The following is a 19,235-nucleotide window of genomic DNA, read 5'->3' on the forward strand; positions in this document are numbered from 1 at the left end:
TATTTAGTAATAGAGGGCGATGAACTGATTATCAACCTGCTTAATCTCAACTGGCGTATCAAAAATATCCTCAATAATATCGGATTTCATGATGTCTTCTGGTTTGCCATGATAGGATAAACGGCCATTTCTTAGCGCCACAATATAGTCTGAGTAAACAGAAGCAAAGTTAATATCATGGATCACTAAAATAATGGTTTTCCCTAGCTCATCTGCTGCGCGGCGCAATAACTTCATCATGATCACGGCGTGCTTCATGTCGAGGTTATTTAAGGGTTCATCTAGCAATACATATTCTGTATCTTGGCACAAAACCATCGCTACATAGGCACGTTGGCGCTGCCCGCCCGATAGTTCATCTAAATAACGGTGGCGTAAATCTGATAAATTCAGGAAAGACAGTGATTCGTCAATTTTCTGTTTATCTTCAAGGTTTAAACGCCCTTTGGTATAGGGATAGCGCCCAAAACCAACTAATTCTTCCACTGTTAAGCGGCTCGCAAATTGATTTTCTTGGCGCAGGACAGATAAACATTTAGCTAACTTATCACTTGGCGTTGTCGAAACATCTAATTCGTTGACCTTAACATAGCCGCCTTCATCTGGTGTCAATAAGCGCCCAATAATCGACAGTAGCGTTGATTTACCTGCACCATTGGGCCCAATAATCGAGGTGATACCGCTATTTTTGATCGTTGTTGTGACGTTATCTAAGACCTTAGTATCCTGATAACTTTTCGATATCTGACTAATTTCAATCATACTAAAACCTTCTTAACACCATATAAATAAAGAATATTCCGCCAACAAACTCAATAACAACGGACAATGTTCCCGCCATATTTAGACCATATTCAAGGACGAGTTGCCCACCAATCAGCGCGATAACACCTAATAAGAAAGAAACAGGCAATAAATAGCGATGCTGGCTGCTACCACTGATAAAGTAAGCAAGATTTGCCACCATCAATCCTAAGAAGGTCAGGGGCCCAACCAATGAGGTTGAAATAGCCACTAAGATGGAGATCAGCAGTAAAATAACCGTGACTTGCTGGCGATAATTAATCCCTAAATTCACGGCATTGGCTTGCCCTAATGCTAAGACATCAAAGCAGTAACGCATCCGCCATAGCAGGACCCCAACGACAACGGTAATGAGCAAGGTAAAGAAAATAAGCTCTGGCGTCCCACGCGTGAACGTCGCAAACATGCGACTTTGTAAAATGGAAAACTCATTTGGGTCCATTAAACGCTGGAGTAACGTTGCCACACTGCGAAATAAGGTGCCCAAAATAATACCAACCATCAAGACAAGGTTGATATTCATTTTCACAGAGACAAATAGCCAGCGATAAAGCAGAACCGAAAACAGCACGAGCAACGTCGATTCCAACAGGAATTTACCGATATTTAGCAGCCATGAAGCGGGGAAACTGTCAGTATAAAAAATAAAGACGGTTTGCAGCAAGATAAACAGAGCCTCAAGCCCCATAATTGATGGCGTCAATATTTTGTTATTTGCGATAGTTTGGAACAATACCGTCGATGCCCCCGCGGCAAATGCCACTACAATCATGGTCAACACGATATAGCCACGATGCGGCAGAATATACGCAAGGTTATTGCCTAGATTGATTGTCATATAGAGCACAATGGATAGCAGCGATAGGGCCAGCAATATCCATATTCTTTGCAGCGGCGTTAGCCCTTTTTTAGGTTTTGCTAACGCAATTGCGGAGTTAACTTTTTGCATAACGTTGCTGCTTCAACAGTAAATATAAGAAAATAACCGCACCAACTACCCCGAGAATCACACTTGCAGGGATTTCAAATGGATAACGGATCAAGCGCCCAATAATGTCGCACAGTAAGACTAAACCGCCTCCCGCAATACATATCCACGGGATGGTTTTACGAATGTTATCCCCCATCACTAAGCTCACAAGGTTTGGAATAATTAAGCCAAGGAAAGGTAACGCGCCGACTACAACAACCACCACACCGCTAATCAGGGCTATAATGGATAAACCGATAGTCATGACTTTACGGTAATTGAGGCCTACGTTAATGGAAAACTCACGGCCCATACCTGCGACAGTAAAGCTATCTGCAATCCAGCAGGCAATTAACGTTAGGATGCCCACCAGCCATAGTAACTCGTAACGGCCTTGAATGATGCTTGAAAAGTCACCACTCATCCATGCGCCAAGGGACTGAAGCAAATCAAAATAATAGGCTGTAAAAATAGTTAGCGCGCTGATAACCGCACCTAACATAATCCCCACTAGTGGCACTATCAACGCTGATTTTAGAATGACACGGCGCAATAACACCATAAACAGCATCGTACCAATCAATGCAAAGCCACTGGCAACCACCATTTTGGTCATAATACTGGCGGCTGGGAACAGGATCATCACAACCAATAAGCCTAAACTAGCAGATTGTGTGGTCCCCGCAAGGGAAGGCTCAACAAAGCGGTTTTGGGTGAGTAATTGCATGATAAGCCCTGCAACGCTCATGGCACTGCCGGCTAGAATTAAGGAGACGGTTCGAGGAATTCGGCTAATAAAAAAGATGTCTTGCATCTCTGGGTCGGTGAAAAGCGAAACGGGTGACACGTCACCCGCTCCTACAAACAAGCTTAATACCGCTAAAACCAATAACGCGATAATTCCACAAAAAAGATAAAGCGTTTTCATTGGTTATTTTGCTTGGCTCTTCTCTAGTGCAGTATTGATATCATCCATTAATTTGGAATAGGTTTGGATACCGCCTGCGATGTATACCGCGGTTGGGTCAAGGTAAGTAATTTGGCCTTTTTCCCACGCAGCTGTTTTTCTCACTAATGCGTTATCGAGAACTTCCGCGGCAGGTTGTGCATCAGCTTTGCCAATTGCGCTATCGCGGTCAATCACAAACAGCCAATCTGGGTTTAATTTCACCAGTAATTCAGCATTAACAATGTTACCGTGACGGCCCGTGTTTTCTTCAAAGACATACGCAGGCTCGAAACCTAACACGTCAAAAATAAAGCCAAAACGTGAACCTGGGCCGTAGGCTGAAATTTTACCGCCACTGACTAAAATCACCATTGCTTTACCCGCAGTCGGTGCTTTAGTTTTGATACCGTCAATTTTGGTATTGAAATCAGCAATCAGTTTTTTTGCTTCTTCTTCTTTACCAAACAGGGCGCCAAGCTCGTTAGTACGCTCAGTTAAGCTGCCAATAAAGTTTTTATTGTCGATATCTAAAGAAATTGTTGGGGCAACGCCGCTCAGTTTGTCATATGCGTCACGGGCACGGCTACCACCTAAAATCAGGTCAGGTTTTGCATTACTTAGTGTTTCATAAGCGGGTTCGAACAGGGTTCCGCCGTTGACATATTCAGAGCCACTGTATTTGGTTAAGAATTCAGGAAAGCGTACGTTGGTTTGTGGAACACCTGCCACTGGTGCACCTAATGCATCCATGATGTCCAGTGTTTCCATGTTCATGACAATCACTTTCTGTGGATGGCGAGGAATTTCAGTTTTACCTTGTACATGTTCAATCGTAATGGTTTGTTTCTCTGCTGCTTGGGTTGTTTCTGGCGTTTCTTTTGTGTTATCACAACCTGCTAAAACTAAAGCAGATAACAAGGCAAGACCTGAAACTAATGATTTTGCAAACATCTCATTTCCTCCATCCATCTATAAAAGTACTAACGATAAAATACCAACGTCTCGAAGAGGGGGGTATCTTACACGTTATTAAGCGCTAATGATATTAGTTTGCATTTGCATTTGCCCAAAAGGTGTCAGAACGCACAAAATCACCAATTTTATAAATGGGTATCAATCAAGATAAAGCGTTGAATGGGAATATTAAAGAAAATCTTTGAAATGATGGATAGCCACTGCCCTAATGTTGGGCAAAAATAAATAGGCTGAGCCTTCAACTGCATGTGCTTTCTGACAGTTCGATTACAACGAATGACAGAAATTATAATCCCAGCCTATTTATCATTAATACCGATTTAAACGCTCATCAATGAATGTCATCTAGTTGCCCATTTTCAGTAAGCTGCGAGCTGACATCCTCAAGGAACCAATCAATAGGCGTTCCCATCAAAAATGAGAGTTTAAACAAATGGAATAGGTCAATTTTGATCTTCCCTCTTTCATAACGAGAGATTTGTTGTTGGCTTACACCTAACAATTGAGCCAGTTGAAAGCCGGTATAACCCAGCTCTCTGCGTTTCTCTAAGATCCTTTGACCGACCATATAATGGATTTTTTCACTGCCGTTTTCTGAATACATATTTTCACCATTTATTAAGGTACAGTTAAAATAAGAGCTGCCCCACCTCTAAACGAACCAGGTTGAACACGTCCATTAGTGCCTAATCTCGCTTTAAGTTTTACCGTACTTGAACCACCCGCAGGAACATATAAACTGTAACCATTTTCACCGGGTGTGTTGTAATTACCTAAAGTCAAATTAGCGTATAAACTACCATCTGAACGTAAGTTTTCTCGGCTATTAGTCCCAGAAACCCCTGTGGCAATCACTAAGACACTCATCGATAGGTTGCAAGTGACGCTAACCGTCACCTCTCTGGTTTGCCCCGCTAATTCTGCTTCACTCACTGTGCCAAAGCTAAGATCTGGGATATTTTCATTGATCTTACAAGCCCCCACCGGTGGCGGAGCAATACCGCACAATGATCCATTAATCAACGACCCCTTTCCTGCAAAGCCAGCACTTGGTTGGAAAAATATTCCTACACACTCCTGATTACTATTTAAAGATTCACCAACGTGTTGAGTGCTTCCTTTGAACGGTAAAGGAAACTTATCTAAAAAAGCTTGCCTAACTTCTCGCATTGTTCTTAAGTTTGTTACGTTTATAGCCGTATATGTTGGTGACCCAGGCGTTCCAGATGATGTATGCTTATGATTTATAACAGCGTAACAAGGACTATAAATACATTCATTTAAGACATATGGAGGATAATCATCCCAACGATCTATATTAAAATAATAGGTTGCGTTAGCAGGATTCCCTGTAGACGATGTAATATAAGAAAAAATTGCCGCTGATGCAGATGATGAAAATATGACTGCACCGAATAACACTGATAAAAGCACTTTCATAGTAATTCACAGCCTTATTATTCATAATCGAGTTTAAACGTTGCTACCGCACTGTACGGCCCAACCTTAATTGACTTATTTGCAATCGCGTCTGGCTCACCTTTTAAATAAGCGTAAAAACGTAATTCGTTTGATCCGTCTTGTAAGGAGGTTTTAGCGCCCTTATCTTCCATTTTCAGTGGTGATTTATCCGCATTTTGTAAACCAACTGCAAACCCAGAGGCTACACTGCCTGCTGATAATGCGAGAAAACCAGGTAATGCTAAACTTGGTGTCCCCGAGAAACTAACTTCTACCCACTTGCCTATACTGGTATCGCAATCCGCCAATTTAATAACAAACTCTTTTCCTTGAGTCTCTCCATAGGCGTAGAAGTTTTTTTCTGGCGTATCAAAAAACTCCATCACAATACTTTCATCCCCAGGCAAAATCGTACAAGGTTCTTCCACGAGGTTACCTGTGATTTTTAAGTTATCTGGTATCGCTAATGCAGCACTGGTATTAATAAGTAAAGCAGCCGTGACCATACATTGAATTAATCTATTCATTATTGGTACTCCGCTAGCAATGTTCCGATTGCGGTAAATGATCTTTCTGGCAATGTCGTTCCTAATCTTTTTACAGGCACAACCTCTAAGACAGGCGGCTGACCATAACTAATCTTTAGGGGTTTATTTATTTCGAAACCAACACCATTTTGTGTAATGCGCATACCGAGATCTCTAATCTCTGTGCTAAGTGCTGACTTATCAAAATCGGTTGGGTTCCCTTTAATCGTCAACATGAGATCCCAGCCCTTTAGGTTGTCATCGCACTTAAGCGCATAATTAATGGGTTTCGTAAAATTAACGCCATCAACCTTATGTAAACCAATATCTTTATATTCAACTAGGTAGACTTTATCCTCAAATACTGTACACGGTGGCGGAATAAGTAGAGTGCCAGTAAATTCAACATTATCAGCTGCAAATGCTATGCTGGCTGGAAATGCGAATAAACTCATTATCAGAGGAAGTTTTTTCATTATTTTGTGCATTATCCATCTCCTCACTGATAGTCAAGTTTAATTGTAACGCCAGCTTGAAAAGGGCCACCGATGTTCAATACTTTCGACATATCACGAACAGGCATAGCGTGAAACTGAGGTGCGTTAGGGTAAACAAACTTCACTTCTTGGTTTAGTCTCAGGCGACTTCCGTTATAGGTAAATCCAACACCTAAGCCAGAAATGTTCGTTCTCACTGCGCGGGTAGGATCAAAACCCGCAGGATCCCCCACTAACGTCATTTTCATTTGTTCTGTCGGTCTTTTGTCACACTCAATATTGTAATTAATGGGCTTACTGTATGCGGCACCGTCAATACGCGTGCTCATGACTTCCTCAAAGTCCACCTTAATCACTTTATCGCCATTAATTTTACATGGCGGAGGTGCGAGTACGTACCCTGTTATCGGCACGATCACCAGACCTGGAGTTGCACGTGTATTTGATAGCGGTGTTATACGTGATTCAGGTAAATCTGCGTATGACGCTGATGCAAACAGCACTCCAGCGAGACATGATGTCAGCAAATACCGCTGCTTATTAAAATCAATCATAATCCACCTTAAAGTCCATTACCGCGCTGAAACTTCCTTCCGTGAGTTTTTCGGGTGTTCTCACTGGTGTGACAAAATAGTGAAGAGAGCCTTGAGGTGCATCGAGGAATTGTGGACGACCTTGGCTACCAAGCCGGATATCTTCTCCTTGAGCATCAGTAACTTCCAAGGCTAGACCAGATACCCCTTTGACACTTAGCATTTCAGGATAGTGTTTATCGGATACCGCAACAAAAGAAACAGAAATAACAGGTTGAATAGCATCCCATGTTGGTGTATCCGTTCTGACATCCCGTAATCGGCTTTGAGTCCGAATACAATTGTGGAATTCTAACTCGAATGAAACTGGCTCAGCTCTATCACCTGGTTTGCGCAGTGAAGAAGAAGGGATCTCTCCCAGAGACACTTCTTGGCGCATTGACTTCGTCACATCCATAGCACAAGGTGCTTCTGTCATCATGCCATTGACTGTCAATGTTCCATGTAAACCATCTATATCAAATGAGTCAGCGCCAGCTGTAAATATGTGAGCTAAACCGAATATGATAGCGTTAAACAGGAGAGTCCTTTTCATACGTTAAGCTCCGTTATTAGTTTGTCGCGGATTCAACTTTACAAGTCGTACCGGCACAGCTAAACGTCAGCTTTGGTCGGCCGCCGTAGTCGTTAATGTAGGTTAGAACAGGTTTTGCTCCCATCGCCCCCGCACTACCTTTAAGCATTCCACTCGCTTTCGGTGATACCATCAGCGGCTCAAATTGTCCGACTGTGTCGCCCCCAATTCTCGAGCTTGCATCCACAATAGTGACAAAATAGGCTGTTGGGTTATTCACCTCATAAGCATCACCTTTGCGTGTTAGAGTAATCTTTTCTTGCCATGGATTTTCTAAATCAGTACGTGTGGCATATAGCGCTTTTGGCCGATAAAACAATTTAATACGTGTTTGTAAGGCAATTTGTAATACGTTCGGCTCTGTACTGCGAGGTGGAATTTCACGTAGGTTAAAATAGTAAACACTCTCTCTATCCTGTGGTAAGCGTGCAACATCAGGAAGGGATTGAATTTTAACTTGGCTACTTTCACCAGCCTCTACACGTTGTACTGGAGGTAAAACCGTTAAAGGTGACTCAACTTTATTACCATCAATATCCTCAATCCAACCTTGCGCAAGATAAGGTAACTCCTTATTTTCATTTTTAATATTTAAACTGATGGTTTTATCACCACCATTAAAAACAACGCGCGTTCTGTCCAATGCAATAGCTGCCAGAGCTTGGCCACACAAGACAGCAGATAACGTGAGGGTTGTTGTAATAAAAGCAATCTTTTTAATATTCATAATTACCAACTCTTTAAAAAATCAAATAACTCGGGTTACTCAAATAAATCAACATTTTGAGCAAGCTCCGGTGGCTTCAATAACCAACGCTGACTCGGTGCTACCCCTTGTTGAATCGGGGCTGGGACCACTCGCTTAGCGGGTTGACCAACAGGTACATTTTTCGCTGGGATAAACCCTATTGCTGCACTTGGATTATTTGTACATGGCAGTAACAGTGAGTTGAAATCTGCTGTTTCAATATTTTCAGGTATTTGCACCTGACACTGAACACTGCCATCCCAATGCACATCTAAAACTTCATTCGCTTTTACACCTGAGAGATAAATAGAACCGTTATCAGTGACGATTCCCATTTCTCTATTTTTGTCATTTCTTACCGTTGTACCAAACGGAGGATGGCTTCCATCCGCTAATGCCAATCTCACCATAACTTTTAAGCCTGCTAACACTTCAAACTCGCGATAAGCAACTGCTCCTTCCGTTAAGGTCGCTTGTTGAACCGTACGTAATGCTTCAACATTATCTGGGAGTTTATTAACGTCAATTTTGGTGCTAGTTCGGTAGTAATCACTCACATCTGCAATGACCGCTTTCCCAAAACGGTTCGTGCTCGTTGTAGGGCCAAAACCTTGTACAGGTACGCCAGAAGCACCTTCAGTGCTTAGCATGATTCGGCTTCCACCTGGTGAGTTAATACGGTGCAATGCAGCGCCATAACCCGTTACTGTCGCACCACCTTGTAAAGAGAATGCGGCTGATGATGTGTCTCCATTGATATAACTGGTACTGGCTGTCAGGTTTGCCATATCTGCATCGCGGTTATAGTATGCATCGATAGTTCCACGACCACGGGTACTCACCCCTGAACCTACTCGATAGGTACTCTTATCATCAATACGGTCGTAGTAACTGACGGTATGTGAATTACCATCTTTTGAAACATAATTGCTGTAGTTAATGGTCGCTGCATCCGCCCAAGGCATAGACAGGTTCATATACATACCGTCATCATTTTTACTGTTATCAAACTTGTTGCGAAATGCCGACAAACTTAAACTGATGTTTTTAAAGCGACCAACATCAAAATATTTCGCAATAGAAAGGTTGTAACGTTTTGTAGCTGGTCTATTCCAATATGTTTCATGGTTATAGTTGAGATATGCCGTTAAATCCGCACTCGTAAAGTATTTATTAAATGTAATGGTATAGAGCTCTTTACTATTATCGAATGTGGCACCTCTATAGCGGCGGTCTAAGTATTGATTCATACTCATAAAGTCACGTTCAGAGAATCTGTACCCTGCGAATGTCACTTGGCTATCATAATCTTCGAAGCGTTTTGAATAACTTAAACGATATGAAGCCCCGGTATAAATTTTGTCTTCCGTTTTAAGTTTTGCGCGTGATTCAGTAACATCAAAAGAAATCGCACCAAAAGCCAGTAAATCTCGGCCTACACCCAGTGATAATGCGTTATAGTCACCCGCCGCAAGTCCACCACCAAATAGAGACCAACCGTTAGATATACCCCAACTAAATTCGCCCATGGCGAACCCTTGTCCTTCGGTTTTATGATCCATATTATTTGGGCGACCGCCCGCTATTTTGAACAGCACAGAGCCTGGGCGCGTTAAATACGGTATTGAAGCCGTATTCATTTGGAATTCTTGTACCGAGCCATCTTGCTCTTCAACCCGTACATCCAACTTACCGCTAACCGCATCACTTAAATCTTGAATACGAAAAGGCCCTGGAGCAACTTGGGTTTCATAAATGACACGTCCTTGCTGAGTCACAACGACTTTTGCATTTGTTTTTGCAACGCCAGTAACTTCAGGTGCATAACCACGCAGATTTGGTGGCAGCATTCTTTCATCAGAAATTAAGCTTGCCCCCATATAGCGGAAAGAATCAAATAACCCCGAACGTAAAAACTGCTCACCCATCGTCAATTTGGCGTTAAGTTCTTTTACAGCTCGATATGCGTAATATTGACTCCAATCCCAATTTCTATTGGTCGATTGCCCACTAGTACGATTATAACTTGCTTGCCAATCGGCTCGAACACGCCATGCACCTAAGTTAAAGCCTGTTGTACCGTTACCTGTCAACGAGTGCGTGTTTGCAGAATCGGTTGGCCTTTTAATGTTAGCATTCAAGTTATAGTCAAAAATTAGGGCTGGCACCCCTTCGTCCCAACGTGACGGAGGATCCCAATTGTCAGAGGTAAATTCGACATATGCCTGCGGGACAGTAATAGAAATCGTTTCTTTTGGTAAAGAACCATTTACTGTCATGCCAGGTATGCTTTCTATATTTAAGCATTGACCATTATGTGTAAATTTTACCTGCTCTTTCCATTCGCTACGTAGGGCTATATGATCAACAAGTTCTGGTGTTAAACATGGTTCAGTCATGCTTTCATCACCAACAATTGGCATATATTCAATATCGTAAATAGCGGCAAGATCACGGTTATTTAAATTGATTTTAAATGGATACGTTCCCGGCATAACATAACCTGCGCGAGAGAATTCACTTAAAGAAATATTACTTTTATCCTGAAGGTCTAAAATATCAGTATTAAACTCAATACTATCATTATTCGCATTAGCTAAATTAATATGAGCAATCGCAAGAAACACCATAGTGGCAACAGGTGTCAAAAAATAGCTTACTGAGTTATTAGATACTTTATTTTTACTTTTTAATAACAGAGCCATAATAGTCCCTTAGTAATAACTCAGTAATAATCCATCTTAAAACGGATAGTGGTCTGATAATTTCCTGGCTTTAAACGTTTATTATTAGATACAACCCGAACGTTATAATTTAGCGTGTTTGATCCCGGCTTAAGTGCTAAGTCAGGCATCGCTTTACCAGGTATTGCAACATTTCCATTAGAATCAGTGATTTTTACTGATAATCCATTTGCATGCCCGAAAACATCAAAATTACGGCCATCAGTTGGACCATCAAATGTAATATTAAAAAATTGCCAATTAGGTTTTCCAGGAGTAATCGGTGCTAGAACACAATTGATAAGACGAATAGAAAAGTCTTGGGTCTGACTTTCTCTATCTTGTATTATCTGGCTAATCGGTACAGTCGTTATATTAACTGATTGATCTCGGCTATCTGCATCAATCGCACAAGGGGCTTCAATAATTGAACCGCCCATGCTAACCGTTCCATCTATAGGTTTCAGCGCCCGAGAAATTTGATTTTGTGCACTAACTATTGGGGCAAATATCATTCCTGAAAGCACCATGACAATTATGCCAAAGTGATTCATAGCGACTCCATTTCAACTTAATAACCAATTTCAATTCATTAAAATTAGTGCCCATACATCCTTGTACGGGCAATACCAATTACTGGTAGCTCAGAGCAAATGTTGCGATTGCATCAAACTCACCTGGTACAGCAGGTTTGTTTGTCGCATCTGCATCACCTTGTAAGAATGCAGTAAAGCGCAGTGTGTTTGCACCAGTGAACAGAGCTTGAGATGGAGACTTAGCACCTAAGTCAATTTTGTCACCGTTGACGTCAGTGATAACAATACCTGCGTTTTTCGCAGTACCAGCGATAGCTAAACCACCATTAACAGCAGTACTTGGTGTACCTGTGAATGTAGTTTGTACAGTTTTCAGGGTAGTGATATCACACTGTTCTAACTCGATGTTAAAAGGACGAGCAACACTTTTACCGCCGCCGTTTAATGCTGTAGTTGCGATAGCACCCATCTTAACTTCGAATGCTTCTGCTCCTGGTGGGATTGAGCAAGGAGCATCAATGATTGAACCTTTAAAAGTTACAGTACCTGAACCTTGGTTTGCAGCAGCAGAACCAGCAACAACAGCCAGACCTAAACCTAATACTAAAGCAAGTTTATTTAATTTCATTTTATACATTTCCATTAGATAAAAAGACGACACAAATTAAAATAACGAGTTATTATTAATCTGATTATTTTAATTTTTTCTTAAAATATGTTTGGTTAGTAAACATTAAGGATTGATACTAATAACAATCTTATTTATCAAACTCCGTTAATAAACTAGATAATTAAACAATGTATCAATGCGAAGCCATTATTATATCTCAATTTAGTTATGTCAAATCACAGGAATAACCAAACTCTTACTCGTTAAGTTAGTGAAATATATATAATAAGTACGAACTCAACTCAAATAAATACTCCGATATAGGATAATCAAGAGAATAAAACCCAATAGATACGAGGTATTTTCATCAAAAGACAATAAAATAAACTCATTCATCATTAATAAAGTTTTTTATACTCATAAAACGGGTTCTTATTAGTGAAAAAAAATCCATTCTTTAAATGTTTTTATTTTATTTCAAGTATATTTAATTAAACCTCAATTAATCATATTTCAATTTTAATGAGAAATATCTCAATTTTTATTTTTAAATAATGTCATAATGTTTCTTATTTTACCATTTGTTACATTTAACCATACGATAAACAGTCCCGTAGAAATAAAAAATCAAAACAAATACAATTAGTTAAATTATAAATTAAATAATTAATTAATATAATTCATGTTACCCAACAAAAAATAATTCTACAACTTAGTAAAGAATGGAAACAAAAAACAACCAATAACAAATTGATGATCACTTAAAAAAATTAACAAACAAAACCCATTTCAACATTAGTAAATTTATTTCAAAACTTTTCAAAAAGTAATTATTGGTAATTTAAATGATTAAAATAAATATAAACAACCGTGTTGATCATCACAAAAATGCAAGTAAGAAAACCAAATTTTCATTTTTAATTCTTTAAATGAATCACATTTTCATTACCAAACTTTTTGGCCATCTGCAAAAAACAAAATATCCCAATTAAGAGTAAGTTGTTTATTAAGTTCGGCTCGATAATTCACCAATTGAAATATCATGCCATGTTACCAAGTTCTCATTTAACTTCTAAGTAAGATCACGCATTACAAAATAGGTATTTCTATTACTCAGAAATTAATAATGATTAATGGTAAATTGTAATTCCTTTATTCAGCTAAGCTCTTGCTGATCTATAAATCCCCTCCTTAGCTTGCTAGAAGAAAAACATTCGCTACTACCATTATTTATGTGGGGAAAAAATGCCTCTCTTCGCTATTGTGGAATACCATTCCGAGTCTAAAGGTGATGTGAATGAAACATAAATTTATCGAAAAGAATACGATAATGGACTATTTCAGAGATGGCATGAGTGTGATGTATGGCGGTTTTATGGGAATAGGCACCCCTCCTACACTCATTTCACTTATCTTAGAGTCTGGTATAAAAAACCTAACACTTATCGGCAGTGATACCAGTTTACCCAATATTGGTATTGCACGCTTAATTGAAGCAAGGCGAGTTAAACGAATCATTTGCTCTCATGTTGGGTTATTACCACAAGCGGCAAAACAAATTCGTTCAGGAAAACTACTTGCCGAATTTATCCCACAAGGCACTTTAGTGGAACGTATTCGCTGTGGCGGAGCAGGTTTAGGCGGTTTTTTGACACCAACAGGAGTGGGGACATCAGTTGCAAATGGAAAACAATGCTTACACATTGAACATCAAGACTATTTACTTGAGCTTCCCTTACGTGCAGATTTAGCGATCATTCATGCAGATAAAGGCGATAAAGCCGGCAATCTCTCATACCGCTTAACAGCTCGCAATTTTAACCCTCTGATAGCTCTAGCAGCTAATACCGTCTTAGCTGAAGCCAAACAATTGGTGAATATTGGCGAACTTCCCCCTGATTCGATTATGACCCCTGGCATGTTAGTGACAGGCGTATTTCAAGGAGAGTCACTGTGGAAATAAAAAACCGTATTGCCCGTCGAGTAGCACAAGAGCTGCACGATGGCGACATCGTAAACCTTGGCGCAGGTTTACCAACACTCGTCGCACAATACCTTCCTGATAATATTGACGTTTTATTTCACTCTGAAAATGGCATACTTGGCCTTTGCGATAATAGCCTTGACACCCAAGACCCCGATTTAACAAATGCTGCAGGGCAGCCTTGCTCTATTATTCCAGGGGGCGCGACCTTTGATAGTGCATTTTCCTTTTCCCTGATTCGTGGAGGACATCTCGATACATGCATACTAGGCGGCCTTGAAGTTGACCAACAGGGTAATTTTGCCAATTGGATGATCCCAGAAAAAATGAAACCCGGTATGGGAGGCGCGATGGATTTAGTAACAGGGACAAAAAATGTAATCGTCGCGATGGAACATTGCACTAAAGCAGGTAAAGCGAAAATCGTGCGCCAATGTCAGTTTCCCCTGACCGCAGCAAAATGTGTCTCCACCATTGTCACTGAGCTAGCTGTTTTTCGGTTTATTGATGGGCAGCTGACTTTAGTTGAACATACAGCAGATACAGATATTGCAACGATCAAAGCCTGTACTGAGGCTGAGTTTGTGGTTGCTGATGGATTACAAAAAATGCCTTAACACAATAATTAAAAAAATCAGCTGCTTTAAGAGCAGCTGATTTTAATTAATCGGAGGACACCGTTTAGAAATACGTTGGCATCTCTTCTTGCACCGTGTATTCATCATCAATCAGGTAAATCACTTTCCATTTATCAAAAGTAATACAGGGGTGTGAAGTCCCAAAGACTAAGATGTCTCCTACTTGAAAATGGCAACTTTCATCAAAAGATAAAATGGCATGTTGATCCATTAAACCAATCGTTTTTGCATTCACTCGTTGAAAAGAAAGTCGTTTACTATCACGATAGTGTGCTATCGGTTGGGGTAACCCAGCATCAAATGCGACATCCCTTTTACCAAAATTAACAATTGCCCGCCCATTCTCAGGAACTGACTGTACTAATGCAACAATTTCCATTGCAGGCATCAAGTCACCCTCTAGCTGACAAGCAACACTGTCTCTGGCTTTGAGGGCTTGTTGAGCCTCATCATAAATGCCATGGTCATGTGTAATATAACAACCAGGGCGAATGACAAAGCGAAAAGGCTTTGAAAAAGTAAACTCAGCCATTTTTTTACTTACAAGGTCATACCAAACCGAGCCTGCCCCTGTGAGTAGTACCTCATCCTGACACCTATCAAATGCCCCCAAGCTATCGAGTTTTTGGCTCGTCGCTAAGACTCGCTGTAAAAATTGCCGCACCTCATTAATGTCTTTTTCTGCATCATCACTATGAATAACACCTTCATAAAATTCAATGCCAGCGATGACTAAAGAAGGCAGCGCTTTTAGCTCTTCAGCTAACGAAAGAGCCTCATCTTCTGTACGGCAACCACAACGTCCACCATTCACACCCAGCTCAATCAGAATATTCAACCTTTGGTTTTCGCGGGAAAAAACCTCGGCAAGTTGTTTCGCATTTTGAAGGCTATCGACGCAACAATACAAGTTAGCCTGATGGAGTTTAACCAGCTCCGCAAGTAACCGAATATTGGTTTTACCAACAACCTGATTAGCGATTACAATATTCTTAATGCCTGATTCTATTGCCACTTTTGCCTGATAAGCTGTTCCAACACTCAATCCCCACGCGCCTTGTGCGATTTGGCGTTTGAAAATAGCGGGGGTCATCGTCGTTTTACCGTGGGGTGATAACGACACGTTCGCAGTATTCGCATAAGATTGCATCCATGCAATATTATTCTCTAACTCACGCTGTTTCACGACCACAGCGGGTAAACATACATCTTCGTGAAGAATATTTATTGGCAAGTTATCTAAATTAGGCAACTTCGTCGACTTATGCTTTATCGCTTCGAGAAAATTATGATTAGTCATTTGAATCTCTCAATTTGAACATTTATTTACTTTTCGCGGTATTTTCTCTTTCGTGAGTAATGTTTTCTAAAACTTCTTCACGGCTGAGTTTATTTTTTGGTGTCACTAAGGTCACAACCACCGCACAAACCAAGCTAATTAATAATGCTGGGATTACTGGGTTACCTAATTTTGCTGACCATTCTGGTGATAAGATAATCGTTAACGATGTTGAACTTCCTGCCACCAGCGCTGCAATACAACCTTGCCAGTTAAAGCGATGCCAGAATTTACCTAATAACACTGTGACACAGAGACCTGACATAATCATTGAAATCATTTTAGTGATATAGCCAATAATGTCATTTGAGGTTAATGCGAATACCAGTGCGAGCAAGATAACGCCAAGTAAGAAGATCCGAGATAAGTTAATGGCTTTCTCTGGTGGTGGCATTTTCCCTGTCACCATCGTATAGATATCACGTAAGATTATCGAAACACCTGCGATGGCATCTGAGCTACCTGATGACATATTGGCTGACATACCTGCAATCAATACCACCATTGCCAGTACATGCGGTAATGCATTGGTCGCATATAAGAATGCAAAGCTACTATTTTCTAAATTAGGTTCCATCACATGAGTTGCCATACCGATAATTGCAGGCAAGAACGAGAACCCCATATACAAGACGCCAGTAATAATGAATGATTGACGAATCGCTTTTGTTGATGCCGCTGAATAGATACGCTGGCGATATGACGGTGTCGCCAAAACACCGATGCCAATCACGATAGCAAGTGAGATTGCCGGTAGCATGCCAAGCTTACCAACCCCAAAAACAGTAAACGCTTTCGGATCCGTATTTTGCACCACAACATCCCATCCACCTACGTAGCTCACTGAGGCGACGGCAAGAATAATAAACCCGAGGAATAAGACGATAGACTGTAAGGTATCAATCCATGACACGGCTTTATAACCGCCAATACCTACATAAAATACAAACCCAACAGCAATAATTATCTTCGCAACCGTGATATCAATGTCTGCAGCCCATGCCAAGTACAAGCCACCACCAAGGATGTGTGCGCCTAACCAACCAATTGATGCTAAGAAAATGAGTATCGCAACTAAGTTTTTAACTAAACGACTTCCGCCTGTGTAGTAGCAAATCTCCTCACTCATGGTCATAAAACGATAGTTTCTCACTGGCGCAAATAACCAAGCCGTCAGTAAGATCCCCGTCGCTCCACCGATACCATATAACATACCGGTCCAACCATTTGAATAACCAAAACTCACTGCACCAATACTTGACCCAGTTCCCACCATCGTTCCGACGGTAGACCCTAAAGTGAGTAACATCGGTAATTTTCGACCACCAAGAATGAAGTCTTCACCGGTCTTTTGATGCCTCGTTACATACCATCCAATGAACATCATCACGAACGCATACAGCAAAAACCACATTAAGAAATTATTATGTTCCATAATAGCCCCCTATCGTCTCAGCGATTAAGATTTGAACTTGCTGTTAAAACAGGTGATGTCCACTTCAACCATGCAATCAACCACAAGGTCTGCGACAAAACAGACTCTCGCTGGTGGATGCTCCGCAAAGAATTGCTGAAACACTTTATTAAAGGACTGAAAGTATCGAGCATCACTCAAAACCACTTTCATATGCACAATATCTTGGCGCTCAAAGCCCGCGTCCTTCATGATGTTTAAACAGTTTTCGATAGCCAGTTTTGATTGCGCAATAATGCCGCCATCAATCACTTCGCCATCAACCATCGGTGTTTGCCCTGATACATATAACCAGCCGTCCGCCAGCACAGCTTTTGAAAAAGGTAATGATTGCCCACCAGTCCCTTTTGAACCTTCAATGCCAAATCGTTTAATCATTATTATTTCTCTCTTTTATTTATTTCTTTCTAAGAATTTACCTGCTCTATCCCCAGTCATTTCTTTTGCGGTATAGGTCAGAACACCGTTAACAAAAACATATTCAATGCCATCTGCTTTCTGTTTTGGATCTTGGAACGTCGAGGTTTCATTGATTTTTATTGGGTCAAATAAGACGATGTCTGCAAAAAAGTTTTCTTGGATAAGCCCTCTATCCTTCAACGAAAAACGCTGAGCCGACATACCCGTCATTTTGTAAATCGCGGTGGTCATTGGGAACAGTTTTTCATCACGGCTGTAGTGGCTAATAACGCGTGGAAATGTGCCCCATAAACGTGGGTGCGGATTAGGGTCACGAGGTAAACCATCTGAGCCCACCATGCTGCTTGGGTGCTGCAATACGCGGCGAACATCGTCTTCATGCATTTGAAAATAAATAGCACCCGCAGGGACGATTTTTTCCGCCACTTGGTAAATATCGATATTCCACATTGTGGCAATATCTTTCAGTGTCTTACCTGCAACATCTGGGAATGGCGTTGACCAAGTCACTAAGATGTCATAATCATCAGTGACTTGTGTGATATCTAAATTTGAAGAGCCTGCTCTATAGGGGTAGCAATCACAGTTAATATCTTGCATTGCTTGATATTTTTCGATTAGCGCAAGAGTCTCTTTAGTGCGTCCCCAGTTTTTTGCCCCAGCACACTTATGGTGAGAAATTTGCACTGGCACTTTTGCATGACGGCCAATATGAAAAGCTTCATGCATTGCATCAATTATTCCGTCATATTCGGTACGCATATGCGTGGTGTAAATTCCTTGATACTCTGCTAATAATTCAGCCAACTCACAGATTTCTTCTGTGGATGAGTTGATGGCATTACCGTAAGACAACCCTGTGCTTAACCCTAGAGCTCCCTCATTTAATGCAGACTCTAAAACTTGCTTCATCTGTTCGATATTGCTCTGAGTCGCAGGTTTTAATAAATCCGAAACACAGTTATTTCTTAGTGTGGTATGGCCAATCAATGTTGCCACATTTACGGTCGGCGCAATTTCATTAATTTTTTGTTTATAACTGGCTAAATCAGAAAAATTAAATTCGTTTAATTCTCCCAGCAAATTAATTGGGTCAGGTACTTCATCTTTTAACGTAGCGCATGCTGCACTAATCCCACAGTTACCCACAATAATGGTGGTAACACCCTGTGATGTTTTTTCAATATATTCAGGTTTATCTATGACAATTAAATCATCATGTGTATGAACATCAATAAACCCTGGGGATAAAATCAATCCTGAGCAATCAATTATTCTTTCAGGTTCTTCGTTAATATTTTCAGCAATTTTAATAATTCGGTCATCTTTAATTGCCACATCGCTGATAAATTCATTTTTCCCACTGCCATCAATAACAGTGGCATTTTTAAAAACATAATCGAATTTCATTTT

Annotated in this window: 20 protein-coding genes; 2 read left to right on the forward strand and 18 right to left on the reverse strand. The window is 40.6% G+C overall.

What is annotated here, in order from left to right; genetic code table 11:
• Positions 1-3: 3 nt before the first annotated feature.
• The 14 genes from ABWP91_RS07170 to ABWP91_RS07235 form a co-directional block, all read right to left on the reverse strand.
• Complete coding sequence (locus ABWP91_RS07170) at positions 4-762, reverse strand: iron ABC transporter ATP-binding protein (RefSeq protein ID WP_353242681.1); 759 nt, start codon at positions 760-762, stop codon at positions 4-6.
• Position 763: 1 nt separating this feature from the next.
• Positions 764-1,753: an iron chelate uptake ABC transporter family permease subunit gene (locus ABWP91_RS07175; protein WP_353242682.1), complete on the reverse strand. Its 990-nt coding sequence runs from the start codon at positions 1,751-1,753 to the stop codon at positions 764-766.
• The gene (locus ABWP91_RS07180; RefSeq protein WP_353242683.1) at positions 1,740-2,702 is read right to left on the reverse strand and encodes an ABC transporter permease; all 963 of its coding nucleotides are present in this window, start codon (positions 2,700-2,702) and stop codon (positions 1,740-1,742) included. The genes ABWP91_RS07175 and ABWP91_RS07180 overlap by 14 nt, the downstream gene beginning before the upstream one ends.
• Positions 2,703-2,705: 3 nt before the next feature.
• The gene (locus ABWP91_RS07185) at positions 2,706-3,674 is read right to left on the reverse strand and encodes a siderophore ABC transporter substrate-binding protein (RefSeq protein WP_353242684.1); all 969 of its coding nucleotides are present in this window, start codon (positions 3,672-3,674) and stop codon (positions 2,706-2,708) included.
• A gap of 355 nt (positions 3,675-4,029) precedes the next feature.
• Positions 4,030-4,302 (reverse strand): helix-turn-helix domain-containing protein, encoded by a 273-nt coding sequence (locus tag ABWP91_RS07190; protein ID WP_353242685.1) that lies wholly within the window; start codon positions 4,300-4,302, stop codon positions 4,030-4,032.
• Between the two features lie 14 nt (positions 4,303-4,316).
• On the reverse strand, positions 4,317-5,138 hold the full coding sequence (locus tag ABWP91_RS07195; protein WP_502935792.1) for an MrpH family fimbial adhesin: 822 nt from the start codon (positions 5,136-5,138) through the stop codon (positions 4,317-4,319).
• 17 nt (positions 5,139-5,155) lie between these two features.
• The gene (locus ABWP91_RS07200; protein WP_353242687.1) at positions 5,156-5,686 is read right to left on the reverse strand and encodes a fimbrial protein; all 531 of its coding nucleotides are present in this window, start codon (positions 5,684-5,686) and stop codon (positions 5,156-5,158) included.
• Positions 5,686-6,174: a fimbrial protein gene (locus ABWP91_RS07205; protein ID WP_353242688.1), complete on the reverse strand. Its 489-nt coding sequence runs from the start codon at positions 6,172-6,174 to the stop codon at positions 5,686-5,688. Before ABWP91_RS07205 ends, ABWP91_RS07200 begins: the two co-directional genes overlap by 1 nt.
• Positions 6,175-6,185: 11 nt before the next feature.
• Positions 6,186-6,737 carry a fimbrial protein gene (locus tag ABWP91_RS07210; RefSeq protein WP_353242689.1) on the reverse strand — a complete coding sequence of 184 codons (552 nt, stop codon included), beginning with the start codon at positions 6,735-6,737 and terminating at the stop codon, positions 6,186-6,188.
• Positions 6,730-7,311: a fimbrial protein gene (locus tag ABWP91_RS07215; protein ID WP_353242690.1), complete on the reverse strand. Its 582-nt coding sequence runs from the start codon at positions 7,309-7,311 to the stop codon at positions 6,730-6,732. The genes ABWP91_RS07210 and ABWP91_RS07215 overlap by 8 nt, the downstream gene beginning before the upstream one ends.
• Positions 7,312-7,327: 16 nt before the next feature.
• On the reverse strand, positions 7,328-8,077 hold the full coding sequence (locus ABWP91_RS07220; protein WP_353242691.1) for a fimbria/pilus periplasmic chaperone: 750 nt from the start codon (positions 8,075-8,077) through the stop codon (positions 7,328-7,330).
• Positions 8,078-8,112: 35 nt separating this feature from the next.
• A complete protein-coding gene (locus ABWP91_RS07225) occupies positions 8,113-10,803 on the reverse strand; it encodes an outer membrane usher protein (protein WP_353242692.1) in 2,691 nt (896 codons plus the stop codon).
• Positions 10,804-10,823: 20 nt separating this feature from the next.
• The gene (locus ABWP91_RS07230; RefSeq protein WP_353242693.1) at positions 10,824-11,375 is read right to left on the reverse strand and encodes a fimbrial protein; all 552 of its coding nucleotides are present in this window, start codon (positions 11,373-11,375) and stop codon (positions 10,824-10,826) included.
• Between the two features lie 79 nt (positions 11,376-11,454).
• Positions 11,455-11,985: a fimbrial protein gene (locus tag ABWP91_RS07235; RefSeq protein WP_353242694.1), complete on the reverse strand. Its 531-nt coding sequence runs from the start codon at positions 11,983-11,985 to the stop codon at positions 11,455-11,457.
• A gap of 1,279 nt (positions 11,986-13,264) precedes the next feature.
• Between ABWP91_RS07235 and ABWP91_RS07240 the strand changes: the two genes are divergently transcribed.
• Together ABWP91_RS07240 and ABWP91_RS07245 are read left to right on the forward strand one after the other, a co-directional pair.
• Positions 13,265-13,930, forward strand: coding sequence for a 3-oxoacid CoA-transferase subunit A (locus ABWP91_RS07240; protein ID WP_353242695.1), 666 nt, complete (start codon positions 13,265-13,267; stop codon positions 13,928-13,930).
• The gene (locus ABWP91_RS07245) at positions 13,921-14,568 is read left to right on the forward strand and encodes a 3-oxoacid CoA-transferase subunit B (RefSeq protein WP_353242696.1); all 648 of its coding nucleotides are present in this window, start codon (positions 13,921-13,923) and stop codon (positions 14,566-14,568) included. Before ABWP91_RS07240 ends, ABWP91_RS07245 begins: the two co-directional genes overlap by 10 nt.
• 64 nt (positions 14,569-14,632) lie before the next feature.
• On the opposite strand, the gene ABWP91_RS07250 is transcribed toward ABWP91_RS07245, so the two are convergent.
• Genes ABWP91_RS07250 through ABWP91_RS07265 form a run of 4 tightly spaced genes read right to left on the reverse strand, consistent with a single transcriptional unit; the run spans position 14,633 to position 19,232 of the window.
• Positions 14,633-15,889 carry an amino acid deaminase gene (locus ABWP91_RS07250; protein WP_353242697.1) on the reverse strand — a complete coding sequence of 419 codons (1,257 nt, stop codon included), beginning with the start codon at positions 15,887-15,889 and terminating at the stop codon, positions 14,633-14,635.
• A 22-nt stretch (positions 15,890-15,911) separates the two neighbouring features.
• A complete protein-coding gene (locus tag ABWP91_RS07255) occupies positions 15,912-17,363 on the reverse strand; it encodes a sodium:solute symporter family protein (protein WP_353242698.1) in 1,452 nt (483 codons plus the stop codon).
• Positions 17,364-17,387: 24 nt separating this feature from the next.
• Positions 17,388-17,783 carry a RidA family protein gene (locus ABWP91_RS07260; RefSeq protein WP_353242768.1) on the reverse strand — a complete coding sequence of 132 codons (396 nt, stop codon included), beginning with the start codon at positions 17,781-17,783 and terminating at the stop codon, positions 17,388-17,390.
• 12 nt (positions 17,784-17,795) lie between these two features.
• Positions 17,796-19,232 (reverse strand): N-acyl-D-amino-acid deacylase family protein, encoded by a 1,437-nt coding sequence (locus ABWP91_RS07265; RefSeq protein ID WP_353242699.1) that lies wholly within the window; start codon positions 19,230-19,232, stop codon positions 17,796-17,798.
• Positions 19,233-19,235: the final 3 nt, after the last annotated feature.

Origin of the sequence: Providencia sp., from assembly GCF_040396775.1 — a bacterium.
Lineage (GTDB): Bacteria > Pseudomonadota > Gammaproteobacteria > Enterobacterales > Enterobacteriaceae > Providencia.